We start from the raw sequence: 25055 nt of genomic DNA, 5'->3' as shown, positions 1-25055 counted from the left end.
GCGTCTTCCTTGACCGTAGGCTGAAAAACTCAGCCTACGGTCAAGGCGCGAAGATCAGGTGGTAACGGGATACCACCTCGTACCCGCGATTTTACTCGTCGGTTTTTTTCTTCAGTTTCGGATTGGGGAAGAACTGCACCGCCTGGACCTTCTTGTCCGCCGGTGGCTTGAGCGCGCTGGTGTTGACCCGCGTGCCCAATTCCTTGGGCACCGACAGGCCTTGTTCATTGAGCGTATCCGAGTAGCCGCAGGCCACACACTCGCGATGTGGCACGCCGTCCTCGTTCCACATCATCAGTTTGTCCGGCTCGCTGCACGCCGGGCAGACCGCCCCGGCGATAAAGCGTTTTTTGGTGATCACGGGCCCGTCACTCATGCTGCCGCGTCCTCACTCAGGCCGCTGTGGCGCAACAGTGCGTCAATCGACGGCTCACGGCCACGGAAGTCGACGAACAGCACCATCGGTGCCTGCGAACCGCCACGGGCCAGAATCGCCTCGCGGAACGCACGACCGGTGTCAGCATTGAGCACGCCGTCTTCTTCGAATTTGGAGAACGCATCCGCCGAAAGCACTTCAGCCCACTTGTAGCTGTAGTAACCCGCCGCGTAGCCGCCGGCGAAGATGTGCGCGAAGCTGTTGGGGAAGCGGTTGTACGCCGGTGGGCGCATCACCGACACCTCGTCGCGTACGCCTTCGAGTACTTGCGCTACGCTGCGGCCGTCACCGTGGGTGGCGTGCAGTTCGAAGTCGAACAGCGAGAACTCCAGCTGACGGACCATCATCAGGCCGGACTGGAAGTTTTTCGCCGCGAGCATTTTTTCCAGCAGATCCTGCGGCAGCGGCTCGCCGGTTTCGTAGTGACCGGAAATCAGCGCGAGGCCTTCCGGCTCCCAGCACCAGTTTTCCATGAACTGACTCGGCAGCTCGACCGCATCCCACGCCACGCCGTTGATGCCCGACACACCAGCGTGATCGATGCGGGTCAGCAGGTGGTGCAGACCATGGCCGAACTCGTGGAACAGCGTGGTCACTTCATCGTGGGTCAGCAGCGCCGGCTTGCCGCTGTCGGCCGGGGTGAAGTTGCACACCAGGTTGGCCACCGGGCTTTGCAGTACGCCGTCAACAGTGCGGCGGCGGTCGCGGGCACCGTCCATCCAAGCACCGCCACGCTTGTTGGCGCGGGCATAGAGATCGAAGAAGAAGCGCCCGACGTGCTCGCCGTTTTCCTTGATTTCGAACAGGCGCACGTCCGGGTGCCAGGTGTCGAAGCCTTTCAGCTCGGCGATTTCGATGCCGTACAGACGCTGAACAATGGTGAACAGGCCGCTCAGCACTTTGTCGATCGGGAAGTACGCCCGCAGGGTTTCCTGGGCGACGCTGTAACGCTGCTCGCGTAGCTTTTCGCCGTAGAAACCGCTGTCCCAGCTTTGCAGATCGGCACAGCCCTGCTCGGCCGCGTAGGCGCGCAACTGTTGCAGATCCTGCTCGGCGAACGGTTTGCTGCGCTTGGCCAGATCACGCAGGAAGCTCAGCACTTGATCGCTGGACTCGGCCATTTTGGTGGCCAGGCTCAGCTCGGAGAAGCTGGCGAAGCCCAACAGTTTTGCCAGTTCCTGACGCAGGTCGAGGATCTGTTCCATTACCGGGCCGTTGTCGTTCTGGCCGGCGTTCGGGCCTTGATCCGAGGCGCGGGTGCAGTAGGCCGCGTAAACTTCTTCACGCAACGCACGATCCTGCGCGTAGGTCATCACCGCGTAATAGCTCGGGAATTCGAGGGTGATCAGCCAGCCGTCGAGACCTTTGGCTTGCGCGGCGGCGGCCATTTGCGCCTTGGCCGAATCGGTCAGGCCGGCGAGGGCGGCTTCGTCGGTGACGTGCTTGGTCCAGGCCTGAGTGGCGTCGAGCAGTTGATTGGAGAAACGGCTGCCCAGCTCGGACAGCTTGCTCTGCACTTCGGCGTAACGCTTCTGCTCGGCTTCCGGCAGGTCGATACCCGACAGACGGAAGTCACGCAACGCCTGTTCGAGAATAGTCTTTTGCGCAACGTCGAAACCGGCGGCTTCCGGGCTGTTGGCCAGTGCTTCATAGGCCTGGAACAGTTCGCGGTTCTGGCCCATTTCGGTCGAGTAGGCGCTCAAGGCTGGCAGGCACGACTCGTAGGCTTCGCGCAGTTCGGCGCTGTTGCACACGGCGTTGAGGTGGCTGACCGGGCTCCAGGCAGCGCCGAGACGGTCATTGAGTTCGTCCATCGCCAACACCAGGCCGGCCCAGGTCGGGTTCTGGACTTGGGTCTTGAGGATTTCGGCGATGGCCGCGCGGTTATCGGCCAGAATGCTTTCGATGGCCGGCAGGACGTGTTCGGCACGGATCGTGGAGAACGGTGGCAGGTCGTAGGACTGCAGCAGAGGGTTGTTCACGCTCACGGTTGGCACCTTGGCTGGAAGAAACATGCGCCCATCTTAATTACAATCGACACTCACCGCAGCTATCGGCGACAGAGAGAGAACTAATCGTGGCCCTTCGCAAGTACCAGCAACACACCCCGCAGTTGAGCAAAGGCGCGTTTGTCGACGGCTCGGCGGTGGTGATTGGCGACGTCGAAATCGGCGAAGACAGCTCTGTCTGGCCATTGACCGTGATCCGCGGCGACATGCACCGCATCCGCATCGGCGCGCGCACCAGCGTGCAGGACGGCTGTGTGCTGCACATCACCCACGCCGGCCCGTTCAACCCGGATGGCTTTCCGTTGCTGATCGGCGACGACGTGACCATCGCCCACAAAGTCATGCTGCACGGCTGCACCGTCGGCAGTCGCGTGTTGATCGGCATGGGCAGCATTGTCATGGACGGCGCTGTGGTCGAGGACGACGTGATCATTGGCGCCGGCAGCCTGGTGCCGCCGGGCAAGCGTCTGCACAGCGGCTTTCTGTACGTAGGCAGCCCGGTGAAACAGGTGCGCCCGCTCACTGAGAAGGAAAACGCCTTCTTCACCTACAGCGCTGCCAATTATGTGAAGCTCAAGGATCTGCATCTGGCCGAAGGCTACGACACACTCTGAAGCGAAATCGCGACTGCCCAGGATTATTCATGCATTACCAGACCGTACTGTTCGACCTCGACGGCACCCTGACCGACCCGCGTGAGGGCATCACCCGTTCCATCCAGTTCGCCCTCGGCAAACTCGGCATCGACGAGCCGGATCTGAGCAAACTGGAGCACTTCATCGGCCCGCCGCTGTTGCAGGCGTTCATGCAGTTCTATGCGTTCGACGAGGCCAAGGCCTGGGAGGCGGTGAATTTCTACCGTGAGCGTTTCAAGGTCACCGGTCTGTATGAGAACCGGGTGTTTGACGGCGTGACGCCGTTGCTGGAGACCCTGAGCGCGCAGGGGCGGCAGTTGTATATCGCGACGTCAAAGCCGTGGGTATTTGCCCGCGAAATCGCCCGGCATTTTGATTTTGCCCGGCACTTCAAAGTGATTTACGGCAGCGAACTGGACGGTACGCGGACCAACAAGATTGAGTTGATCGCGCATCTACTGCAGGAGGAAGGGCTGGATCCGGCGCAGACATTGATGATTGGTGACCGCAAGCACGACCTGATCGGCGCGCGCAGCAATGGTCTGGATGCGGCGGCGGTGGGCTATGGGTTTGGCAGTTTCGAGGAGTTGAATGCCGAGGCACCGGCTTATCACTTTGCAACGCTGGATGAACTGCATCAGGCATTTCTGCTGCGCTGATCAGATTGCTATCGCTGGCAAGCCAGCTCCCACAGGCTAGCGATATCTTCAGGCTCACCGCTGTCCCTGTGGGAGCTGGCTTGCCAGCGATGAGGCCCGTTCAGGCGCTGGAGCACTCAGGAACTGCCAAGGCCCTCAAAGCCGCCTTGCGCTCATCAACCGGCAATCGTCCCAACCGCTCAACCTCGGCATAAAACCTCGGCCAATCTCCACCCACCTGCCTGAACACCGCCGCGAACGCCGGCACCCACTGGTCATACAGCCCGAACGGCAACAGTCGCGCGTTGTTCAGCGGCGCATTGACCCAAGCGTCATAGCGCTTGTCCCCGGCCCACTGACCGTCGCGCATAACCCGATATTCCCGGCGCAAGCGCTCGAATTCTGCCGCTTTGCGCTCTCGCATCTGCTCCGCGGACAGCGGCTGCGCATAGAGCTTTTCCAGTCGTGAACGCGTGTCGAGTATCAGTTCGATGAACTGGTCGCGCTGTTTGAGCCGCGAAGCGTCATCCGCCGGTAGCCCGCGAAACGCGCGCCACTGCCGGGTGCCTTCCTGCTCGACGAAGGTGGCGAAGGACTCGTTGAACTCGGTGTCGTCTTTTACATAAAAGCGCTGATGCGCCAGCTCATGGAAGATCAGCGTTGCCAGACGCTCGTCGCCCCAGCCCATCATCGTGTTGATAATCGGATCGTTGAACCAGCCGAGTGTCGAATAGGCCTCGACGCCGCCAATCGAAACGTCCATACCGTTCAAACGCTGAATCGCCGCCTCGCCTCGCGCTGCGCTCTGGCTGTAATAGCCGCGGTAAGCCACGCACCCGGCAATCGGGAAGCAATGATTTTGCGGCTTGAGGGAAAACTCTTCGGTGGCGAAGACGTTCCACACGACGAACGGCCGGCCAATGTCGGCGTATAGCCGGTAGCTCTGGTTGTCAGGCAGGTGCAGATACTCGCTGGCAAAAGCGCGAGCCTTTTGCGATTGCGCCAAGTGCGCGCGCAAGGTCGCGTCGCGGCTTGGATCGTTGATTACTTTTTGTATCGGTTCGCGCGCGTGCAGCAGTTGCAACTGCCCACTGGCCAACTGGCCGTAATAACTGACGCTGGCACAACCGTTGAGCAACAAAAGCAACACACCCGGAAACAAAATCGGAAAAACGCGATCAAGTAACCCAAGGCTTGGAAACGGCCTGATCAAAATAAGAAATCCCTCGGAGAGTCTGCCCGCAAGACTATCCCGCCTTCAGGAGCACCGCTATGCGCAAGTTGATGCTGACAGGGGCCTGCTGACGCTGGCCGGTTGTGCCGGATTCGGAATGCCCGATCCTGACCCCTCGCAAGCCTGGATCGATCTGGACGCCCGCCAACAGGATACGGCCCTGCAAGCGCTGCAAGTCGATACCCAAGCGGCCGTCGACAAGCGCTACTTCGAAGTGCAGCCCGGCAGCCATGAACTCAAGGTGCGTTATCAATTTCCGGTCGAAGCGACCAATATCGGCCCGGGCGCTGAACCGCTCTGGCGTGATTGCCGGTTGAACGTCAAATTCAAGGACTTCAATGCCGGCCAGCGCTATCAACTGCAGGCCGGCAGTATTGGCTTCCGGCCGTGGGCCAAACTCTATGACGAACAGCGCAAGGTCGTGGGGCAGGGGACTCCGGCGGGCTGCCAGAGCAGCTGATCGGCGCTATGCTGGAGACCTCTTTCATAGGACTTCGACAATGCGCACGTTGACCACATTGCTGGCCGCCAGTGTCCTTGCCGGCTGCCAAAGCCCATTACCGGCAGCCGACCCACAAAAAGCCTGGGTCGACTTTGCCATGCCGACCCCGGGCGGCAAGGTGCTGATGGCCGAGCGCCTGGATCATCAGCGGCTGCGGGACGGGCGCTTTTTCCAGGTCGCACCGGGTAGCCATGAACTGACCGTTCGCTTCGATTTCGAGATTTTCGGCGGGGGCAGGGCATGGATACCGACCCGCAGGAGCGCCTGTGTTACCTGACGGTGCCCTACGAGCACTTTGAAGCCGGGCAACGCTACCGCCTCGAAGCGCGGTCGCTGGCTTTCACGCCGAGCGCACGCTTGATCAATCAGCAAGGGCAGATTGTCGCCAACGAACGGCAGGTCAACTGCGTGCCTTGAGAGCGTTCAGTTAGCGTTTTTCTGGTAGAGGATTCTCTTCTTACCGTTGTCGCATTTGCCGACGATCATGGCCGAGTCGTGTTCCTTGGCCTCTTTCCTGGTGATGATTTCCAGGGTGTACGATGGAATGGCCTTCGCCTGAATCTTGATTTCGATTTCTTTTTTAAGCTCTTCGCAGTCTTTTGGCGCTGCCAGAGCTGATGTGGCCAGTGCACTGCAAAGGATCGCCAAGCCAATACGTTTCATCGATGAAGCTCCTTGAGGCAGCGCGCACGGGCGTGCGCTGAAGCTGCTGTCAGTTATTCGACCACATTTCTACAGAGCGGGTTCTGACTTTGCTCACACCTTGTGCCTTGAGCCTAACGTCCCGGTGAGGCTGAGATTGCTATCGCGAGCAGGCTCACTCCTACAAGGGATCACATTTATTCAGCTGCAATGCGATCAACTGTAGGAGTGAGCCTGCTCGCGATGGCGTCAGACCAGCAAATGCTGAGTTAGCTGACCAGCGAAGCCTCCAGGGTAATCTGCGCGTTCAGCACCTTGGACACCGGGCATCCTTCCTTCGCCTTATTGCTCAGCTCTTCAAACTGCTGCTGAGTCGCGCCCGGAATTTTCGCTTTGAGAATCAGCTTCACCGCAGTGATCGCAAACCCGCCGTCTACCTGATCCAGCGTAACTTCAGCGTTGGTATCAATGCTGTCGGCCTTCAGCCCCGCATCGCCGAGAATCATCGAAAACGCCATGGAGAAGCAGCCGGCATGCGCGGCGCCGATCAGCTCTTCCGGGTTGGTGCCCTTGCCGCCTTCGAAGCGCGCCTTGAAGCCGTAAGGCGCTTCTCTGAGCACGCCAGTCTCGGTGGAAATCGAACCCAGACCGGTTTTCAGATCACCTTCCCAATGCGCCGATGCCTTTTTCACGATAGCCATGTCTGCCTCCTCATATAGGGCGCGGAACGCCGCGCCGTCGTGGTTTTCACTAGCAAGGCTTCTGAGGATAGACCGCGCCACAAAGTTCAGCTCGGCCGAATCGTTGACTTTTTTAGTAGGAAATTTCTGCGCCTCTATTGAAACTCGGGTATATGCCCTCATTGCATACAACACGCTTATGGATCTGGCAGGTTTTCGTTCGCAAGAAAAACCTGCCTCCCCACCGGAGATGCAGGTTTATGAAACAACTGTCCGACGTAAAATTTTCCACCCTCGACCTGGTGCCAGTGCGCGAAAACGGCAGCCCGGCGCAGTCGCTGCGCAATTCGCTGGACCTGGCGCAGCACGTCGAGAAACTCGGCTACACGCGCTTCTGGGTGGCTGAACACCACAACATGGATGGCATTGCCAGTTCGGCGACGTCGGTGCTGCTCGGTTATCTGGCCGGCGGTACGTCGAGCATTCGTGTCGGTTCCGGCGGTGTGATGCTGCCCAACCATGCGCCGCTGGTGATTGCCGAGCAGTTCGGCACGCTGGAAAGTCTCTATCCGGGGCGTATCGATCTCGGCTTGGGTCGCGCGCCCGGCTCCGATCAAATGACCGCGCGTGCGCTGCGCCGTGAACGTTCCGGCAGTGCCGACGACTTCCCCGAAGACGTCGCCGAACTGGTGCGCTACCTCGGCCCGCGTACCCCGGAACAACGGGTGATCGCGATGCCGGGCACCGGTACCAACGTGCCGATCTGGCTGCTCGGTTCCAGCCTGTTCAGTGCGCAACTGGCCGGTGAGCGCGGTTTGCCTTATGCCTTCGCCTCGCATTTCGCACCGCGTTTCATGCATGAGGCAATCCGCGTTTATCGCAACCACTTCAAGCCGTCGGCGGTGCTCGACAAGCCGTACGTGATGCTCGGCGTGCCGCTGGTTGCGGCGGACACGGACGAGCAGGCGGATTATCTGGCGACGTCGGTGTACCAGCGCATTCTCGCGCTGATGCGTGGGCAAAGCCTGGTGCAGCGTCCGCCGGTGAAAAGCATGGATGGCCTGTGGCTGCCACACGAGCGCGAAGCGGTGGGTGATTTCCTTGGCCTGGCGATGGTCGGCGGCCCGGAGAAAATCCGCGCGAAGTTGCAGGTGCTGGTTGAACAGACCCAGGCGGATGAGCTGATCTTCACCTGCGACTTGTATGAGCATGCCGATCGCCTGCATTCCTACGAATTGCTGGCGCAGGTCATGAAAGGATAACGCCGCCCCCTGTAGGAGTGAGCCTGCTCGCGATAGCGTTTGCATGGTCAATGGATTGCTGATGGTTACACCGCCATCGCGAGCAGGCTCACTCCTACCGAAAAACAGGACACAAAAAAGCCGACGCATCCACGTCGGCTTTTGCATTTCAGGCGCGATCAACCGCGCTTGTAGACGATTTCCTTGCTGCCACCTTCGCAGGTGCCAACAACTTTGGCATCAGCCGCAGCGCCCTTATCGACAACTTCCAGCGAATACCCGGAAACGCCCTTGGCGTCGAGCTTCGCCGCGATTTCGCTTTTCAGCTCTTCACATGGCTTGCCGGCTGCGAACGCACCACCCGCAAGGCTCAACAAACCTACTGCCAACATGAACTTCTTCATCGGTCGCACTCCCTGGTCGGATTTAAAGAGGCGGGCACCGAGCCGTACGCTCGATGCGACCACCCTGTAGCGCATTGCCATTCCTATGGCACTCGGCCAGCGCGCAAGTTCAGAAGACTAGACCAAACTCAGCTACTGGCAATCTTGAAGCCGACTTTTAGCGTTACCTGAAAATGCGCGACCTGGCCGTTTTCGATGTGACCGCGGGTTTCGGTAACTTCGAACCACTCCAGATTACGCAGGGTTTTGTTGGCTTCGGCCAGCGCGTTGTTGATGGCGTCTTCGATGCTGGTGGTGGACGAGCCGACCAGCTCGACTTTCTTGTAAGTGTGGTGGTCACTCATAACGAACTCCTTGGGATGGAAGGCGTGTGGAATTGAGACTAGCAGCGATTCGCTCTGTTGATTTCGGCGGCGCTGCGCTGCCGAAGTTCAGAAATTCTGCACTTTCTCGATGCGCTGAAGTCCCAACCAACACACGCCACTCATCACCAATGCAGGAGAGCCACCATGGCCAACACCTCGTTACGCAAAGCCTCGTTGCAAAGCATGGAAGCGGAGATCGAGAGTCTGCTCAAATCGTTGGAAAGCCTCAAAGACGACGCTTCGGACGAGTCGCGCAAGACCCTCAAGGCGTTGAAAAGCAATGCTGAAAGTGCGCTGAAACATTCGCGTCATCTGCTCAGCGATGCTTACGAAGAAGTCAAAGTGAAAACCCGCGAAACCGGCATTGCCACTCGTGACTACGCCCAAGAGCATCCATGGACCACGGCCGGTGTCGCGGTCGGTGCAATCGGCCTGCTCGCCGCTTATTTCCTGTTCAAGCGCGGCGAGTGATCGGTCTGGCGCAGTTCGTTTTTCAGCCACTGCGCCAGTTGCCGGGCGCGCCCGTCAGCGGCGCGCTTGGGTAGCCACAACGCCAGTTGCGCCGGGGTTTGGCAAAAGCCCCAAGGCGCAACCAGGCGACCGGCTTTCAAGTCTTCTGTGACCAGCGGCTCCGGTGCGATCGCCACGCCCAGACCCGCCACCGCAGCCTCCAGCAGATAATACAAATGCTCAAAACCTTGCCCGAGCTTCAGCGCTCTGGCGTCGAGGTCGTTCTGCTGCGCCCAGCTTGGCCACGCTTGCGGGCGCGAAGTGGTATGCAGCAAGGGCTCATCGAGCAACGCTTGGGCGGGCGCGGCTTGCAAGGCTTGATAGCCGGCAAACAACGGGCTCATCACCGGCCCGATGCGCTCTGCGGCCAGTTCATAGACCTGCATGTCCGCCGGCCAAGGTGGCTCGGCGAACAGTAGTAACGCGTCCAGCCCCGGACGGCGCGGATCGAGATCGCCCTCACCGGCCGACAGATGCAGACGCAGATCCGGCAAGTCGGCGTTCAATCGTCCCAGACGTGGAATGAACCAGCGCGCCAGCAAGCTCCCCGAGCAACCCAACACAAACGGTGCATCGGCGCTGTCCTGACTCAGCTCCGCACACACACTGCGCAAGCGATCGAACGCCTCGCCACTGGCATCACGCAGACGCAGGCCGGCATCTGTGAGTTTCAAGCCGCGTCCATCCTTGACGAAAAGACTCACGCCGAGGTGCTCTTCCAGCACTTTCAACTGCCGACTGACTGCACCGTGCGTCACGTGCAGCTGTTCAGCAGCTTGGCTGACGCTGTTCAAGCGGGCAGTTGCTTCGAATGCGCGCAAGGCATTCAGGGGAGGAAGATCCTGGCTCATGGTATATGTGAGTTTTCCTGACAGGTTGCGGCGATCTTATCGGTTTTCAGCTTAGAAGGTCAGGGGTAGAGTGGTGGTCATTGTCTTTTGACCCGAATTCTCCTGGAGCACACCATGACCCAGACTTCGCACACTTCCAACCTGCGCAACGGCCCGGACGATAACGGCCTGTTCGGTGCGTTCGGTGGCCGCTATGTCGCCGAAACCCTGATGCCGCTGATCCTCGACCTGGCTCGTGAATACGAAGCGGCCAAGGAAGATCCTGCGTTCAAAGAGGAATTGGCCTACTTCCAGCGTGACTACGTCGGACGTCCGAGCCCGTTGTATTTCGCCGAACGCCTGACCGAGTTCTGCGGCGGCGCGAAGATCTACCTCAAGCGCGAAGAGCTGAACCACACTGGCGCGCACAAGATCAACAACTGCATCGGCCAGATCCTGCTGGCGCGGCGCATGGGCAAGAAGCGCATCATCGCCGAGACCGGCGCCGGCATGCACGGTGTGGCGACGGCCACCGTTGCGGCGCGTTTCGGTCTGGATTGCGTGATCTACATGGGCACCACTGACATCGAACGTCAGCAGGCCAACGTATTTCGCATGAAGTTGCTCGGCGCTGAAGTGATTCCTGTCGTTGCCGGCACCGGCACCCTGAAAGATGCAATGAACGAGGCGCTGCGTGACTGGGTGACCAACGTCGACAGCACCTTCTACCTGATCGGCACCGTGGCCGGTCCGCACCCGTACCCGGCGATGGTCCGTGATTTCCAGGCGGTGATCGGCAAGGAAACCCGCGATCAGTTGCAGGCCCAGGAAGGCCGTCTGCCGGACAGCCTGGTGGCATGCATCGGCGGTGGCTCCAACGCCATGGGCCTGTTCCACCCGTTCCTCGACGACAAGAGCGTCGACATCATCGGCGTCGAAGCCGCAGGTTACGGCATCGAAACCGGCAAGCACGCGGCGAGCCTCAATGGCGGCGTTCCGGGTGTATTGCACGGCAACCGGACCTTCCTGCTGCAGGATGACGATGGTCAGATCATCGACGCGCACTCGATTTCCGCCGGCCTCGACTACCCGGGCATCGGCCCGGAACACGCCTGGTTGCATGACATCGGCCGCGTCCAGTACACCTCGGTCACCGACGACGAAGCCCTCGAGGCGTTCCACAAATGCTGCCGTCTGGAAGGGATCATTCCTGCCCTGGAAAGCGCCCACGCTCTGGCTGAAGTATTCAAACGCGCGCCGAAACTGCCAAAGGATCACCTGATGGTGGTCAACCTGTCAGGTCGCGGCGACAAAGACATGCAGACCGTCATGCACCACATGGAAACTTCCCAGCAGGAGAAACACTGATGAGCCGCCTGCAAACCCGTTTTGCCGCCCTCAAGGAACAGAATCGCGCCGCGCTGGTGACCTTCGTCACGGCCGGTGACCCTGACTACGACACTTCGCTGGCGATCCTCAAAGGCTTGCCCGGCGCCGGTGCCGATGTGATCGAGCTGGGCATGCCGTTCACCGACCCGATGGCCGATGGCCCGGCGATTCAGCTGGCCAACATCCGTGCCTTGGGTGCTCAGCAGAATCTGGCGAAAACCCTGCAGATGGTTCGTGAATTTCGCGAAGGCAACAGCGACACGCCGCTGGTGTTGATGGGCTATTTCAACCCGATCCACAAGTTTGGCGTCGAGCGCTTCATTGCCGAAGCCAAAGACGCCGGCGTCGACGGCCTGATCGTGGTCGACATGCCGCCTGAGCACAACGCCGAACTGTGCGACCCGGCCCAGGCGGCCGGTCTGGACTTCATCCGCCTGACCACGCCGACCACCGACGACGCGCGTCTGCCGAAGGTCCTCAATGGCAGCTCCGGTTTCGTCTACTACGTGTCGGTGGCCGGTGTGACCGGTGCCGGCGCGGCGACGCTGGAGCACGTCGAAGAGGCGGTGGTCCGTTTGCGTCGGCACACCGATCTGCCGATCAGCATCGGTTTCGGCATCCGCACGCCGGAGCAGGCAGCGGCGATCGCGCGGTTGGCGGACGGTGTGGTGGTGGGGTCGGCGTTGATTGATCACATTGCCAGTGCCGATACGCCTGCGCAGGCTGTCGACGGTGTCTTGAGCCTGTGCGCGGCGCTGTCGGAGGGTGTGCGCAAGGCTCGCGTTTGACCCAGATCAGCGCAGGCTGATGACTCAATAAAAAGGGCTTCAGAATTGTGTTCTGAAGCCTTTTTGTTTTAGGGCAATTCAAGTCCGCCCGAAGCCTTGTGCAGTTTGCGCAGATGCTCGCCGATCTGCTTCACGTTGGCTTCGCTGGCGGCGATCTCCGCGGCGCGTTTGGGCTCCAGCAGCTTGCGCACTTCGGTATCCAGATCGCCAGAGAGGGCCAGCAGCTTTTTCTGCCGCTGACTGCTTTCCGCTTCCAGCCGGCCGAACTCGTTCGGCTGCGGCAAGCCGTAACCCTTGGCATCAAGCAATTCCGCCGGCCGACTGAGGAAGCCGCTGTTGGCAAGAATTTCCTGCAAGGTCGCGTTGGCCTTGTCCATGCCGCCGTTTTCCAGTTCGCGGGCACCGAGGTAACGCTGCTTGACCTCGTCCTGAGCCAGTAACAACTGTCGACGGAAACTCGCCTGCTCAAGCAACAGCAACGCCGCACTGGTGCGCAAGTCGGCACGCTCGAACCACGCACGACGCTCTTCGGCGGACAGCGATAGCCATTCCTCAACGGTGTTCTGTTTGATCGGCAACTGCTTCTTCAACACGTCGAACATCGCCTGATAACGATCGCGGAACGAGTCGAAGCGATAACCGAGGCGCAAGGCTTCTTTCGGATCGTCCAGCACACTGGTGTCCGCCAGACCTCGGCCTTTAAGCACCTCCAGCAAGCCGTTGGGCATGATGCTGTCGAGGCCGACCAGTTGCGTGTTGTTGCTGCCGCTGCGCAATAACTTCAGGCCTTCGACCGCGCAGTTGTTTGAGAGGAAGAAGTAGTTGCCGTCGTAGCTCCAGTGCATTTCGGCGGCGTGTTCGACCACGCCTTCGATTTCCTCGCGGGACAGGTTCAGCGGCACCGAAGCAAGGCTGCGTAGTTCGGTCTTGGTGTATTCGTCGATCACTTGCGCCAGCGGCAATACGAACAGCCGCGACGGGTATTTGCCGACCAGTCCGTCCCAGCTCGACAGCTGCACGTCGCCGACGAAGGCGCGGTACGACAGCACCAGGTGCTGGTCCAGATCGAGGCGGCAATCCGGTCCGCGCGGGCGGCCCGGTGCGCAGATCACCAGGCGCAACATGCTGTGGCCCCAGCGGCTGACCCAGTTCTGATTGGCCTCGGCCAGCAGGTAATCGACGGCGTAAACCCGTTCCGGATCGACCTGCCCCAAGGGCTGCTTGGCAAAGTCGTTACCGGCATTGAGGAAGGCGAAGGTTTTGCTGCAAGTGTCCTTGGCCTCCGGCGCCCAGCCGAAGTGATCACGGTAATAGCGATACAACGCCGGCCGGCGGCAGGCGTAGCTCGGGTCGAGGAGAAAATACTCCATGTTGACCGCGACAAACTCCTTGGGGCTCGACACTTCGTAAAGGTCGGGGCTGCGTGCGATCTGCCGGTTGTGCTGTTCACGTTCACCCCGCCGGCCGACGTATTGCTGCCAGCCGGCCAGATCGAGCAGCCGCGGATCATCGCTGAGGGTGAAGCGCCGGCCATTCTGCCCGCGACATTCATCCGGCATACCGATCAGTCCGGCACTGTCGAAGCGCCGGTTGCAACGCTGGATCAGCGTGCGCTCGGCATCCGGCCAGAGGCGGGCGCGGTCGTAGATGTGGGTGATTTCATGCAGCACCGTGGCGAGCAGTTCCTGACGCACGGTGCCGTGGGGGCGATTGGTTTTTTCTTTGGCGGCGCTGCCGTCCGTCAGTCCGGCGAGCAGTTTTCGATTCAGGTCGAGCTCAGCCACCAGCGTCGCCTGGCCGTAGGCGTTGGCGGGCATGTCGTCGGTCCAGCCGACGTCGATCCGCCGATCCAGCCGTTCGATGAAGCTCGGCGGCAACCTGTGCATGGCTTCATCGATCAGCGCCTGACTGGCCTGTTGTTCGGCGGGGCTCAAGCCATCGGTCTTGAGCCGCAATTGCAGGCTGGCGTGAGCGCTGTTGCCGAGCAGCAACAGCGCCCCGGCCAGCAGCCAGGCGCCAATGGACCTCACAGTGCGAGGATGGCTTCGGCGAGCACCTGATCGCTGGCGTCGCGCGCTTCCGGAACGCGCGTGCGCAAGGTGTTGATGGCAGCTTCCAGGTGCGCGCCACGAATATCACCGTTGGTGGCAACGAAACTGGCGGCGTCGTCATGGGCTTCGCGGATGATTTTCGAATCGCGAATCGAGGTGGTCGTATCGGAGGTGAAATCGATGGTGCGCTGGGAGGCACGGACGATGATGTTACTGGTGGCTACCAGGGTGTGCGCCTGGGCCACATCGGCCAACAAAAACAGGCCAAGGGCGGCAGCAATCAGCGGGCTACGCATGGAACGACTCCGAAAGGGACAAGATAACTATTGGACGAGAATTGCTTCTGCCAGTTCAAGGTCGCTGGCATGAAGTTTTGGCCGGTTTTTGCGCAGGTAATGCAGCGCGGATTCCAGCCGGGCACCTCGCCATTCACCATCACTGGCAACGAAGGCTGCCGCGTCATCGTGAGCGGCGAGCAGCAGTTTACGGTCGAACGGCGCGGAAGACACCATGCTGGTCGCGTAAGCGCTGACAACGGTGCCTTGGGTTGAGGCATTGAACGCATCGAAGGCGCCGGCCGATGTTGCCCAGCAGGCGGTTAGAAAAGCAGAGTAGATGAGCGGATTGGAAAGAAAGCGCATGGGACTCGACAACTGTTAACGAGCCTGAAGGCTAGCGCAAAATCCCGGGCCAGAGCCAGCGTTGAAACATCGGGACACGGCTGGCGTGTCCCGCAATGCTTGATGCGCTTACAGCGTCAGGATGGCCTGGGCCAGTTGGGCATCGGTCGCTTCCAGCTGTGGCGCCTGGTGACGGATGTGATCGAGCGCGCTTTCCAGTTTCACCCCGCGGATATCGCCTTGGCTGGCAACGAAGCTCGCCGCGTCGTCACGGGCGGCGAGAACGATCTTGTCGTCGCGGAAGGAGGAGGTGACGTCGGAAGTCGCGTCCGAGGATGCTTTCAGAGCGCCAACGATGGAGTCGGTGGTCACGATGAAGCTGGTGGCGCTGGCATTGGCAGCCACGGCCAGCAGGGCGGCGGCACTGAGCAGACGAAGACGGGTCATGTGGAACTCCTTTGGATAAACCGTAGTGAGAGGTGGCTCGGTATCTGAGGAGTCAGACGCCAGTCGCTTAACGTTCGCCACGTTCTGGGTGGATATTAGGCTGCCGTTCGCGATTCGCCCAGTGATGGCCAGCGTTGCGGCCGTTTAAATGCACAACTGTACCGCATGATTTCAGGGATGCGAGAATTGTTCTGGTGCGGTTGAAATCACATGTTCTGAGAATTTCTGAGCACTGAAACGACAAAACCCGTCGTGGTTTCCCACGACGGGTTCTGCTTGTTCAATTCGGGTTGCTGGCGGTAGGTCTTGGCGACCAGAGCCAGCGACGCTGCTTAGCGCCAGAACGGCTTGCTCAGCTCTTCGTAGCGTTGTGCTTCGCTGATACCGGCGTCAGCCAGCAGACGCGAATCCAGACGGGCCAGTTGATGGCGGCTGGAGATGCGGCGCTGCCACAACATCAGGTTGGCGATAACGCGCAGAGGCAGGGAAGCCTGGGTTTTTTCAGCTTTGTCTTCGAAGAACAGTTCGGAACTGAGTGTACGTTCCATGGTTGACATCCTTCCGCTTGTGGCGGGATCAGGTAGTGGTTTGACTGGTGCCCATGATCCTCTCGTTTGACTAGTCTCTCTAGATACAGTTGCACTGTATTGTGAGTGACCAGTTAACTGTTTATAGGTGGTGTACGGGTCAAAATCGAGCAAACTGTACCTGTCCGCACTCAAGTGGTGCATTTTTGCCCGGTTGCGCGAATGAGCAGGAGATTACTGTAGGAAAAGACCGGTACAGCAGTACAGTTTTTGACGGTTGAAGAGAGTTCGCCAATCTCGGCTGGCGCAAACTGTGTTTGCACCAGCGAGCATCTGTGTGAATCACACCGCGAGCATGCGCCCGGTTTCTTCCAGATTCATGTGCCAGCTCAAGGCTTCACGCAGGATGTGCGGGGTGTGGCCACCGATTGCACAAGCGGCAGTGAAGTAATCGTTCAGCGCGGGGCGGAAATCCGGATGCACACAGTTATCGATGATCACCCGTGCACGCTCCCTTGGCGCGAGACCACGCAGATCGGCCAGGCCAATCTCGGTCACCAGAATGTCGACATCATGCTCGGTGTGATCGACGTGGCTGACCATCGGCACCACGCTGGAAATCGCGCCGCCCTTGGCGATCGATTTGGTCACGAACACCGCCAGATGCGCGTTACGCGCGAAGTCGCCGGAGCCGCCGATGCCGTTCATCATCCGCGTGCCGCAGACGTGGGTGGAGTTGACGTTGCCGTAGATATCGAATTCCAGCGCCGTGTTGATGCCGATGATGCCCAGGCGGCGAACCACTTCCGGGTGGTTGGAGATCTCCTGCGGGCGCAGGATCAGCTTGTCCTTGTATTTTTCCAGATTGCCGAACACATCGCTGTTGCGGCGTTCCGACAGCGTGATCGAGCTACCCGAGGCGAAGCTCAGCTTGCCCGCGTCGATCAGATCGAAGGTCGAGTCCTGCAGCACTTCGGAGTACATGGTCAGGTCTTCGAAAGGCGAGTCGATCAGGCCGCACATCACCGCGTTGGCAATATTGCCGATCCCGGCCTGCAGCGGGCCGAGCTTGTTGGTCATGCGACCGGCGTCGACTTCCTGTTTGAAGAAGGTGATCAGGTGTTCAGCGATGGCGTTGGTATCGACGTCGGGTGTCGATACCGTTGACGGCGAATCCGACTGCTGGGTGATGACGATGGCAACGATCTTCTCCGGTGGAATCGGAATCGCCGTGCTGCCGATGCGATCGTCGACCTTGACCAGTGGAATCGGCGTGCGAGTCGGGCGGTAAGTCGGGATATAGATGTCGTGCAGACCTTCGAGGTTGGCGTTGTGCGCCAGGTTGATCTCGACGATCACCTGTTTGGCGAAGATCGCGAAGCTCGCCGAGTTGCCGACCGAGGTGGTCGGCACGATGTGCCCCTGTTCGGTGATGGCCACGGCTTCGATCACCGCGATGTCCGGCAGCTTCAGTTGCTGATTGCGCAACTGTTCTACGGTTTCTGACAGGTGCTGATCGATGAACATCACCTGGCCGGCGTTGATCGCCTTGCGCAAGGTGCTGTCGACCTGAAACGGCATGCGCCGCGACAGCACGCCGGCTTCGGTCAGTTGCTTGTCGAGGTCGTTGCCCAGGCTGGCGCCGGTCATCAGGCTGATCTGCAGCGGCGTGACCTTGGCCCGCTCGGCCAGTGCGTGAGGAACGGCCTTGGCTTCGCCGGCGCGGGTGAAGCCGCTCATGCCGACGGTCATGCCGTCCTCAATCAGAGCAGCGGCGTCGGCAGCGCTCATCACTTTGTCCAACAACGAAGGCAGGCGAATACGGTCACGGTACATGGATTATTATCTCGGGCAACGAGTAGCAGGATGCGCAGTCTAGTGAATTTGACGGGCGCCTGTCCCGCTACCAAGGTCGCAAACAAGGCGTCTATTTCGCGGGTTTCAAGTAAAACACCGTTACCGGATCTGCAACAACGCGGCAAATTGTCCGGTGTTTTGCGCAAACAAAAACGCCCCGACAAGTCGGGGCGTTGAGTATCGCCGCGGGGTGTTACTCGACCGCTTTGACCATGTCTTCGATGACTTTCTTCGCGTCTCCGAAGACCATCATGGTCTTGTCCAGGTAGAACAGTTCGTTGTCCAGACCGGCATAACCGCTGGCCATCGAGCGCTTGTTGACGATGATCGTCTTGGCCTTGAACGCTTCGAGAATCGGCATGCCGGCAATCGGCGATTTCGGATCGTTCTTCGCGGCCGGGTTGACCACGTCGTTCGCACCGAGCACCAGCACCACGTCGGCCTGACCGAACTCGGAGTTGATGTCTTCCATCTCGAATACCTGATCGTAAGGCACCTCGGCCTCGGCGAGCAGCACGTTCATGTGTCCAGGCATGCGACCGGCCACCGGGTGGATTGCGTACTTCACGGTCACGCCACGGTGAGTCAGCTTCTCGGTCAGCTCCTTCAGCGCATGCTGGGCCCGCGCTACTGCCAGACCATAGCCCGGAACGATGATCACGGTATCAGCGTTGGTCAGCAGGAAAGTGGCGTCATCAGCGGAGCCGGATTTCACCGGACGCGCTTCTTTGGCACCGGCCGGGCCCGCATCCGCCGTGTTACCGAAACCGCCGAGCAGTACATTAAAGAAGGAACGGTTCATCGCCTTGCACATGATGTACGAGAGAATCGCGCCGCTCGAACCCACCAAGGAACCGGCAATGATCAGCATCGAGTTGTTCAGCGAAAAACCAATACCCGCCGCTGCCCAGCCCGAATAACTGTTGAGCATCGATACCACCACCGGCATGTCGGCGCCGCCGATCGGGATGATGATCAGCACGCCCATCACGAACGCCAGCGCCAGCATCAGTGCAAACGCCGTGAGGTTGCCGGTGAACATGAAGGCCAGGCCGAGAGCCAGCGTCGCCAGACCCAATATGGCGTTGAGCTTGTGCTGCCCGGCGAACTGTACCGGTGCGCCCTGAAACAGGCGGAACTTGTATTTGCCCGAGAGCTTGCCGAAGGCGATCACCGAACCGGAGAAGGTGATTGCACCGATGGCAGCACCGAGGAACAGCTCCAGACGGTTGCCCGCCGGAATCGCATCGCCCAACTGTTTGACGATGCCCAGCGATTGCGGCTCAACCACGGCGGCAATCGCGATGAATACCGCTGCGAGGCCGATCATGCTGTGCATGAACGCCACCAGCTCCGGCATCTTGGTCATTTCAACGCGTTTGGCCATGATCGAACCAGCGGTACCGCCGACCAGCAGGCCGACGATCACGTAACCGATACCGGCAGTGGCAAGTTCAGCTCCGAGCTTATAAATCAGGCCAACCGTGGTGATGATGGCCAGCGCCATGCCAAGCATGCCGAACAGGTTGCCGCGCCGGGAAGTGGTCGGGTGCGACAGGCCCTTGAGGGCCTGGATAAAGCAGATCGACGCGATCAGGTAAAGCGTCGTGACGAGATTCATACTCATTACTTCGGCGCCTCTTCTTTTACTTTCGGGGCTTTCTTCTTGAACATCTCAAGCATGCGGCGGGTGACCAGAAAGCCACCAAAAACGTTGACCGCCGCGAGTGCCACGGCCAGCGTGCCCATGGTTTTGCCCAGCGGCGTGACGGTCAGCGCGGCGGCGAGCATCGCGCCGACGATGACGATCGCCGAGATCGCGTTGGTGACTGCCATCAACGGTGTGTGCAGCGCAGGCGTAACGTTCCAGACCACGTGGTAACCGACATAAATCGCCAGCACGAAGATGATCAGGTTGTAGATACCGGGGGAGATAAGCTCTTCCATCGTCTGAATCCCTGCTTAGGCGTTTTTGCGGATGACTTGGCCGTCGCGGCACATCAGGCACGCGGCGACGATGTCGTCTTCGAGGTTGACGTCGAACTGGCCTTCCTTGGTGAACACCAGCTTGAGGAAATCCAGCAGGTTGCGTGCGTACAGCGCCGAGGCGTCTGCGGCGACTTCACCGGCGAGATTGGTCGGGCCGACAATGGTCACGCCGTTCTCGACCACGACCTGATCGGCCACGGTCAGCGGGCAGTTGCCACCCTGAGCGGCGGCGAGATCAATGACCACCGAACCCGGTTTCATCTGCGCCACGGTTTCCGCGCTCAGCAGCGTCGGTGCCTTGCGGCCCGGAATCAACGCGGTGGTGATGACGATGTCCGCCTGTTTGGCACGTTCATGCACGGCCTGGGCCTGACGCTGCATCCAGCTCGCCGGCATCGGCCGCGCGTAACCGCCGACCCCGACTGCGCACTCGCGCTCTTCATCGGTCTCGTAAGGCACGTCAACGAACTTGGCGCCGAGGGATTCAATCTGCTCTTTTACCGCCGGACGCACGTCAGACGCTTCGATCACCGCACCCAGACGTTTCGCCGTGGCAATCGCCTGCAAACCGGCCACGCCGGCGCCGAGAATCAGCACGCGCGCCGCTTTCACGGTGCCCGCAGCGGTCATCAGCATCGGCATGAAGCGCGGATAGTAGTGAGCAGCCAGCAACACCGCCTTATAGCCGGCAATGTTCGCCTGCGACGACAACACATCGAGACTCTGCGCGCGCGAGGTGCGCGGCGCCGCTTCGAGGGCGAACGCGGTAATGCCGCACTCGGCCATTTTGGCGATGGTTTCGTTGTTGAACGGGTTGAGCATGCCAACCAGCACGGTGCCGCGCTTGATCAGCGTCAGTTCGGCATCGCTTGGGGCGACCACTTTCAGAATCAGCTCGGCAGCAAACGCGTCATTGGCACTGCCAATGGTTGCGCCGGCCGCTTCATAGGCACTGTCGACGACACTGGCTTTAACGCCGGCGCCGCTTTGCACAGTGACCTTATGACCTTGGCTGATCAGCTTCTTGATGGTTTCCGGGGTTGCAGCAACCCGTGTTTCACCGGTCTGGGTTTCGAGAGGAACACCAATGTGCACGTCAAATCTCCTGCGTGATCTTATTGAGTAAACCCAGGCACTGCGGATGGTGCGACTGGGGCGGCCGATCAGCACGATCCCGCCAAAGCAGGGCGGGGCGCGGCATTTTGCAGGCGAACTTTATGCCCTTCAAGGGATTATGACGGGTGACGGAAAATTAACTACAAGTCATGCCGTGACCGAATGTCGCAGATGGCCAGTTGAATCCCTTGCAGACCGTGCTCTGCAAGGATTCTGGCTGAATATTGAAAAATTTCTGATAGGTGACGTGAATAGGCAGCAATGTGTCGCCTATGACGGCTCAAAGCCACGTCTTACGGCGCTTATGGGACGTCTGTACGACTTTCGGATACAGTCGGCGAAATAGCGACAAATAGTTATATCTGTAGGGCTTTGGTATTTCTGACTACGAGGTTAACAATTGCTGGAGGCCTCTATTCATCTAGGCTGTAGCTCTGCGCCTGCTGTAACAACCAGTCACGAAATGCTTTCAGTGACGCGGATTCGACCTTTCGCTCAGGAATCATCAGGTAATAAGCCTTGATGCTGGAAAGCGCTTGGTAATTGGCGATGACCAAACGTTTCTCGGCTAGCTCTCGCTGAATCAGGAACGGTGGAATCAGCGCAATCCCCATGTCGTGCATGGCTGCCTGGGCGAGCATGGAGAATAGCTCGTAGCGTGGACCTGTCATGTCGCGGGGAATATTCAGCTGTTGCGAGTTGAACCACTGACGCCACGCGTAGGGGCGGGTGGTCTGTTGCAGCAACGGCAATTCGGCGATGGTCTCGGCGCTCAGATGTTTATGGTTGCCGAGCAGGGCCGGGCTGCACACCGGCATCGGATTCTCGCCCATCAATCTGTGGGATTCAGTACCGGACCAATCTGCATCGCCAAAGTAGATCGCCGCATCGAATTGCGTATCGGCAAACAGGAACGGACGGGTACGGTTGGTCAGGTTGACCGTGACTTCCGGATGCTTGTGCTGAAAATCCTTCAAGCGCGGCAGCAGCCATTGCGTGCCGAACGTCGGCACTACCGCCAGTTCGATGACATTGGCGCCTTGCTGCCCCATGACCGACAGGGTGTCGCGCTCGACGGCATCGAGTTGCGTCGCGACCCGACGACTGTAGGAAAGCCCCGCCTCGGTCAGTTTTACTCCGCGCCGCGAGCGTCGGAACAGTTCGACACTAAGGAAGTCCTCAAGGCTGGCGATCTGGCGGCATATGGCGCCTTGAGTGAGGGAAAGTTCTTCTGCGGCCCGGGTAAAACTCTCATGGCGAGCAGCTGCTTCGAAACTGATCAGGGCCGCGGTGCTCGGTATCTTCCTGCGCATGTACGTCATCCTCACTAATGCGCCGCATGAAAGGCATTCCGCGACGTTTCGGAGTGAGAAATTAGCACAACAGGATGCTAAATCCTCGTTTGCTGCGACGACGAAGCGCGCCTAGGATCAATGCCACGTTAATTCAGTCGATTTACGAGGACACACTCATGGGCGGTAAAGCTAGCTTCAACTGGATCGATCCCCTGCTGCTGGATCAACAGCTCACCGAAGAAGAGCGCATGATCCGCGACACCGCCGAGCAGTTCGCTCAGCAGAGTCTCGCGCCGCGTGTCCTCGAAGCCTTCCGCCATGAGAAGACCGACCCGGCTATCTTCCGCGAAATGGGCGAAGTGGGTTTGCTGGGTGCGACCATCCCTGAGCAGTACGGTGGCAGCGGCCTGAACTACGTCAGCTATGGCCTGATCGCTCGTGAAGTGGAACGTGTCGACTCCGGCTACCGCTCGATGATGAGTGTGCAGTCCTCACTGGTGATGGTGCCGATCAACGAGTTCGGTACCGAAGCGCAGAAACAAAAGTACCTGCCGAAACTGGCGTCCGGTGAATGGATCGGCTGCTTTGGGCTGACCGAGCCGAACCACGGCTCCGACCCGGGCGCGATGATCACCCGTGCACGTAAAGTCGACGGCGGCTATAGCCTGACCGGCGCAAAAATGTGGATCACCAATAGCCCGATCGCCGACGTGTTCGTGGTCTGGGCGAAAGACGATGCCGGCGACATCCGTGGCTTCGTCCTGGAAAAAGGCTGGAAAGGCCTGAGTGCTCCAGCGATTCACGGCAAGGTCGGCCTCCGTGCATCGATCACCGGTGAGATCGTCATGGACAACGTGTTTGTGCCGGAAGAAAACATCTTCCCGGACGTGCGCGGTCTGAAAGGCCCGTTCACTTGCCTCAACTCCGCGCGTTACGGCATCTCCTGGGGCGCGCTGGGCGCTGCCGAGTTCTGCTGGCACACCGCTCGCCAGTACACCATGGATCGCCAGCAATTCGGTCGTCCATTGGCCGCAACCCAATTGGTACAGAAGAAACTTGCCGACATGCAGACCGAGATCACCCTGGCCCTGCAAGGTTGCCTGCGTCTTGGGCGGATGAAGGATGAAGGCACGGCGGCGGTCGAGATCACTTCGATCATGAAGCGCAATTCGTGCGGCAAGTCGCTGGACATCGCTCGCATGGCTCGCGACATGCTCGGCGGTAACGGTATCTCCGATGAGTTTGGCGTCGCCCGTCACTTGGTCAACCTGGAAGTGGTGAATACCTATGAAGGTACTCACGACGTTCACGCGCTGATCCTCGGACGCGCGCAAACCGGTCTGCAGGCGTTCTATTAACAGGAGAACGACCATGGGCGCGCTGTCGCATCTGCGGGTACTGGATTTGTCGCGAGTGCTGGCCGGGCCGTGGGCCGGGCAGATTCTCGCCGACCTTGGCGCCGAAGTGATCAAGGTCGAGCGCCCGGGCAATGGCGACGACACGCGCGCCTGGGGGCCGCCGTTCCTTAAGGACGCCTACGGGGAGAATACGTCGGAGGCGGCTTATTACCTGTCCGCCAACCGCAACAAACAATCGGTAACCATCGATTTCACCCGTGCCGAAGGGCAGAAGCTGGTGCGCGAACTGGCTGCCAAGTCCGACATTCTGATCGAGAACTTCAAGGTCGGCGGTCTGGCGGCCTATGGGCTCGACTATGAGTCGTTGAAGGAGATCAATCCGAATCTGATCTACTGCTCGATCACCGGGTTTGGCCAGACCGGGCCTTACGCCAAGCGCGCCGGCTACGATTTCATGATGCAGGGCTTGGGCGGGCTCATGAGCCTGACCGGTCGTCCTGAAGGGGATGAAGGCGCCGGGCCGGTGAAAGTCGGCGTGGCACTGACGGACATTCTCACCGGACTGTATTCGACGGTGGCGATTCTGGCGGCTCTTGCTCATCGGGATCACGACGGGGGTGGTCAGCATATCGACATGGCATTGCTGGATGTTCAGGTGGCTTGCCTGGCGAACCAGGCGATGAACTACCTGACAACGGGCAATGCGCCCAAGCGCCTGGGCAACGCACATCCGAATATCGTGCCTTATCAGGATTTTCCTACAGCTGATGGCGACTTCATTCTTACCGTCGGTAATGATGGGCAGTTCCGCAAGTTTGCCGAAGCGGCTGGGCAGCCACAGTGGGCAGATGACCCACGTTTCGCAACCAATAAGCTGCGCGTGGCCAACCGGGCGGTGCTGATCCCTTTGATTCGCCAGGCGACCGTATTCAAGACCACTGCCGAGTGGGTTGCTCAACTTGAGCAGGCGGGAGTGCCGTGTGGGCCGATCAATGATCTGTCGCAGGTATTTGAGGATCCGCAGGTGAGGGCGCGCGGGCTGGCGATCGAGTTGCCTCATGTGCTGGCCGGGATGGTGCCTCAGGTGGCCAGCCCTATCCGTATGTCGCAAACGCCTGTCGAGTATCGTCACGCGCCACCGTTGTTGGGCGAGCACACGCTTGAAGTATTGCAGCGAGTGCTGGGCCTGGGGGCGGGTGCGGTCGCGGATTTGAAGGCGGCCGGAGTGCTGTGACGATTCCTTCTATATAGAAGGAGTCGGTTTTGATCGTTTTTAACTCGATCTGCAAGTGATTGAAAGAAAAGCGAAATTAATGGTTGACGGCAGATCTCAGGTGTCTATAATTCGCCCCACTTCCGGCGCAGTCGAAACGGAAAACTCCTTGAGATTCAACGAGTTATGTAGGTTTCGGCAGCAAGCGGCTTCAGTTCATCGAAGCTCGAAAGGAAGTTGAAAAAGAGGTGTTGACAGCAGCGTGTAACGCTGTAGAAT

General features: G+C 59.7%; 26 protein-coding genes and 2 pseudogenes. 10 read left to right on the top strand and 18 right to left on the bottom strand.

Annotated elements, in window-relative coordinates:
* Nucleotides 1-91: 91 nt before the first annotated feature.
* Nucleotides 92-376 (bottom strand): YheV family putative zinc ribbon protein, encoded by a 285-nt coding sequence (locus M0746_RS25125; protein ID WP_258451007.1) that lies wholly within the window; start codon nt 374-376, stop codon nt 92-94.
* On the bottom strand, nt 373-2451 hold the full coding sequence (gene prlC / locus M0746_RS25120) for an oligopeptidase A (RefSeq protein ID WP_258451006.1): 2079 nt from the start codon (nt 2449-2451) through the stop codon (nt 373-375). Before prlC ends, M0746_RS25125 begins: the two co-directional genes overlap by 4 nt.
* Before the next feature lie 62 nt (nt 2452-2513).
* Between prlC and M0746_RS25115 the strand changes: the two genes are divergently transcribed.
* Both M0746_RS25115 and M0746_RS25110 read left to right on the top strand, forming a co-directional pair.
* Nucleotides 2514-3059 carry a gamma carbonic anhydrase family protein gene (locus tag M0746_RS25115; protein WP_258451005.1) on the top strand — a complete coding sequence of 182 codons (546 nt, stop codon included), beginning with the start codon at nt 2514-2516 and terminating at the stop codon, nt 3057-3059.
* Nucleotides 3060-3088: 29 nt separating this feature from the next.
* The gene (locus tag M0746_RS25110; protein ID WP_258451004.1) at nt 3089-3739 is read left to right on the top strand and encodes an HAD family hydrolase; all 651 of its coding nucleotides are present in this window, start codon (nt 3089-3091) and stop codon (nt 3737-3739) included.
* Nucleotides 3740-3839: 100 nt separating this feature from the next.
* Here M0746_RS25110 and M0746_RS25105 read toward each other — a convergent pair whose 3' ends face one another.
* Nucleotides 3840-4931: an aminopeptidase gene (locus tag M0746_RS25105; RefSeq protein WP_258451003.1), complete on the bottom strand. Its 1092-nt coding sequence runs from the start codon at nt 4929-4931 to the stop codon at nt 3840-3842.
* Nucleotides 4932-4990: 59 nt separating this feature from the next.
* Between M0746_RS25105 and M0746_RS25100 the strand changes: the two are divergent.
* Together M0746_RS25100 and M0746_RS25095 are read left to right on the top strand one after the other, a co-directional pair.
* Nucleotides 4991-5412: pseudogene (locus M0746_RS25100) on the top strand (PA0061/PA0062 family lipoprotein).
* 40 nt (nt 5413-5452) lie between these two features.
* A pseudogene (locus M0746_RS25095) lies at nt 5453-5871 on the top strand (PA0061/PA0062 family lipoprotein).
* A gap of 6 nt (nt 5872-5877) precedes the next feature.
* Here M0746_RS25095 and M0746_RS25090 read toward each other — a convergent pair.
* Together M0746_RS25090 and M0746_RS25085 are read right to left on the bottom strand one after the other, a co-directional pair.
* Nucleotides 5878-6117, bottom strand: coding sequence for a DUF1161 domain-containing protein (locus M0746_RS25090; protein ID WP_258451002.1), 240 nt, complete (start codon nt 6115-6117; stop codon nt 5878-5880).
* A gap of 248 nt (nt 6118-6365) precedes the next feature.
* Nucleotides 6366-6797 carry an OsmC family protein gene (locus M0746_RS25085; RefSeq protein ID WP_258451001.1) on the bottom strand — a complete coding sequence of 144 codons (432 nt, stop codon included), beginning with the start codon at nt 6795-6797 and terminating at the stop codon, nt 6366-6368.
* A gap of 239 nt (nt 6798-7036) precedes the next feature.
* Here M0746_RS25085 and M0746_RS25080 point away from each other — a divergent pair, with 239 nt between their 5' ends.
* Nucleotides 7037-8038: an LLM class flavin-dependent oxidoreductase gene (locus tag M0746_RS25080; protein WP_090288020.1), complete on the top strand. Its 1002-nt coding sequence runs from the start codon at nt 7037-7039 to the stop codon at nt 8036-8038.
* Nucleotides 8039-8196: 158 nt separating this feature from the next.
* Here M0746_RS25080 and M0746_RS25075 read toward each other — a convergent pair whose 3' ends face one another.
* Together M0746_RS25075 and M0746_RS25070 are read right to left on the bottom strand one after the other, a co-directional pair.
* The gene (locus M0746_RS25075) at nt 8197-8421 is read right to left on the bottom strand and encodes a DUF1161 domain-containing protein (protein ID WP_090288022.1); all 225 of its coding nucleotides are present in this window, start codon (nt 8419-8421) and stop codon (nt 8197-8199) included.
* 128 nt (nt 8422-8549) lie between these two features.
* Complete coding sequence (locus M0746_RS25070; protein WP_090288024.1) at nt 8550-8765, bottom strand: dodecin; 216 nt, start codon at nt 8763-8765, stop codon at nt 8550-8552.
* 165 nt (nt 8766-8930) lie between these two features.
* Here M0746_RS25070 and M0746_RS25065 point away from each other — a divergent pair, with 165 nt between their 5' ends.
* A complete protein-coding gene (locus M0746_RS25065) occupies nt 8931-9257 on the top strand; it encodes a DUF883 family protein (RefSeq protein ID WP_039757078.1) in 327 nt (108 codons plus the stop codon).
* On the opposite strand, the gene M0746_RS25060 is transcribed toward M0746_RS25065, so the two are convergent.
* The gene (locus M0746_RS25060; protein ID WP_258451000.1) at nt 9230-10147 is read right to left on the bottom strand and encodes a LysR family transcriptional regulator; all 918 of its coding nucleotides are present in this window, start codon (nt 10145-10147) and stop codon (nt 9230-9232) included. The two genes, M0746_RS25065 and M0746_RS25060, sit on opposite strands and share 28 nt — an antisense overlap.
* 114 nt (nt 10148-10261) lie before the next feature.
* On the opposite strand from M0746_RS25060, the gene trpB reads away from it, so the two are divergent.
* Nucleotides 10262-11494 carry a tryptophan synthase subunit beta gene (trpB, locus tag M0746_RS25055; protein ID WP_258450999.1) on the top strand — a complete coding sequence of 411 codons (1233 nt, stop codon included), beginning with the start codon at nt 10262-10264 and terminating at the stop codon, nt 11492-11494.
* Entirely contained in the window at nt 11494-12303 is an 810-nt protein-coding gene (gene trpA, locus M0746_RS25050; protein WP_093096132.1) for a tryptophan synthase subunit alpha, read from the top strand. Before trpB ends, trpA begins: the two co-directional genes overlap by 1 nt.
* 68 nt (nt 12304-12371) lie before the next feature.
* Here trpA and M0746_RS25045 read toward each other — a convergent pair whose 3' ends face one another.
* The 10 genes from M0746_RS25045 to M0746_RS25000 all read right to left on the bottom strand — a co-directional run bounded on the left by M0746_RS25045 (nt 12372) and on the right by M0746_RS25000 (nt 22223).
* Nucleotides 12372-14333, bottom strand: a complete 1962-nt coding sequence (locus M0746_RS25045; RefSeq protein ID WP_258450998.1) for a DUF4105 domain-containing protein — start codon at nt 14331-14333, stop codon at nt 12372-12374.
* Nucleotides 14330-14650 (bottom strand): DUF2388 domain-containing protein, encoded by a 321-nt coding sequence (locus M0746_RS25040; protein ID WP_122604763.1) that lies wholly within the window; start codon nt 14648-14650, stop codon nt 14330-14332. The genes M0746_RS25045 and M0746_RS25040 overlap by 4 nt, the downstream gene beginning before the upstream one ends.
* Nucleotides 14651-14677: 27 nt before the next feature.
* The gene (locus M0746_RS25035; protein WP_258450997.1) at nt 14678-14995 is read right to left on the bottom strand and encodes a DUF2388 domain-containing protein; all 318 of its coding nucleotides are present in this window, start codon (nt 14993-14995) and stop codon (nt 14678-14680) included.
* Nucleotides 14996-15103: 108 nt separating this feature from the next.
* On the bottom strand, nt 15104-15421 hold the full coding sequence (locus M0746_RS25030; protein ID WP_258450996.1) for a DUF2388 domain-containing protein: 318 nt from the start codon (nt 15419-15421) through the stop codon (nt 15104-15106).
* A 332-nt stretch (nt 15422-15753) separates the two neighbouring features.
* Nucleotides 15754-15969, bottom strand: coding sequence for a DUF1127 domain-containing protein (locus M0746_RS25025; RefSeq protein ID WP_011058498.1), 216 nt, complete (start codon nt 15967-15969; stop codon nt 15754-15756).
* Nucleotides 15970-16290: 321 nt separating this feature from the next.
* Nucleotides 16291-17784, bottom strand: a complete 1494-nt coding sequence (locus M0746_RS25020; protein WP_206414348.1) for an acetyl-CoA hydrolase/transferase family protein — start codon at nt 17782-17784, stop codon at nt 16291-16293.
* A gap of 214 nt (nt 17785-17998) precedes the next feature.
* Nucleotides 17999-19432 (bottom strand): NAD(P)(+) transhydrogenase (Re/Si-specific) subunit beta, encoded by a 1434-nt coding sequence (locus M0746_RS25015; protein WP_258450995.1) that lies wholly within the window; start codon nt 19430-19432, stop codon nt 17999-18001.
* On the bottom strand, nt 19432-19752 hold the full coding sequence (locus M0746_RS25010) for an NAD(P) transhydrogenase subunit alpha (RefSeq protein WP_003187417.1): 321 nt from the start codon (nt 19750-19752) through the stop codon (nt 19432-19434). The genes M0746_RS25015 and M0746_RS25010 overlap by 1 nt, the downstream gene beginning before the upstream one ends.
* Before the next feature lie 15 nt (nt 19753-19767).
* Nucleotides 19768-20889, bottom strand: a complete 1122-nt coding sequence (locus M0746_RS25005) for a Re/Si-specific NAD(P)(+) transhydrogenase subunit alpha (protein WP_258450994.1) — start codon at nt 20887-20889, stop codon at nt 19768-19770.
* Nucleotides 20890-21323: 434 nt separating this feature from the next.
* A complete protein-coding gene (locus tag M0746_RS25000; RefSeq protein ID WP_258450993.1) occupies nt 21324-22223 on the bottom strand; it encodes a LysR family transcriptional regulator in 900 nt (299 codons plus the stop codon).
* A 158-nt stretch (nt 22224-22381) separates the two neighbouring features.
* Between M0746_RS25000 and M0746_RS24995 the strand changes: the two genes are divergently transcribed.
* Entirely contained in the window at nt 22382-23563 is a 1182-nt protein-coding gene (locus M0746_RS24995) for an acyl-CoA dehydrogenase (protein ID WP_090288050.1), read from the top strand.
* A gap of 13 nt (nt 23564-23576) precedes the next feature.
* Nucleotides 23577-24797, top strand: a complete 1221-nt coding sequence (locus M0746_RS24990) for a CaiB/BaiF CoA transferase family protein (protein ID WP_258450992.1) — start codon at nt 23577-23579, stop codon at nt 24795-24797.
* Nucleotides 24798-25055 lie beyond the last annotated feature (258 nt).

This window comes from Pseudomonas sp. S11P7, assembly GCF_023195435.1.
In the GTDB taxonomy this organism is placed as follows: domain Bacteria; phylum Pseudomonadota; class Gammaproteobacteria; order Pseudomonadales; family Pseudomonadaceae; genus Aquipseudomonas; species Aquipseudomonas fluorescens_G.
This window is presented reverse-complemented; position numbering and strand designations above follow the sequence as displayed.